This is a genomic window from Streptomyces sp. ADMS (genome assembly GCF_033441795.1).
GTDB lineage: Bacteria > Actinomycetota > Actinomycetes > Streptomycetales > Streptomycetaceae > Streptomyces.
This window is the reverse complement of sequence record NZ_JAVFVX010000453.1, coordinates 1-429: the sequence shown is the minus strand read 5'-3', so window position 1 is coordinate 429 and position 429 is coordinate 1. Positions and strand designations below refer to the sequence as shown.

Annotated in this window: 1 protein-coding gene; it reads left to right on the top strand. The window is 66.7% G+C overall.

The features are described from left to right. The coding region (locus RB628_RS41515; protein ID WP_318325783.1) for a polyketide synthase at positions 1 to 429 on the top strand (429 nt) is incomplete at both ends.

The window sequence follows — 429 nt, the reverse complement described above, 5'->3', positions numbered from 1 at the left end:
TGGACCCGCAGCACCGGTTGTTCCTGGAGACGGCCTGGGAGGCGCTGGAGGACGCCGGGTACGACGCCGCCCGCTTCCCCGGCAGCATCGGCGTGTTCGGCGGCTCCAGCACGACCGCTTACCTTGCCAACATCCTCAGCCACCTGGACCAGGGCGAGCGGATCCGCGAGGAGAACTATGGCCTGGCGTTCGAACTTGCCTATTTGACCAGCAGGGTGTCACACAAACTGAACCTCACGGGACCGAGCTTTCCCGTCCAGACGGCGTGTTCGACGGGGCTGGTGGCCCTGCACGTCGCGTGCCAGAGCCTCCTGAATTACGAGTGCGACATGGCCCTGGCGGGCGCGGTCGCCTACAAGGGACGCGAGCGCACCGGCTACCGGTATATGGAGGGCGGGTTCTTGTCGCCGGACGGTCATTGCCGGCCGT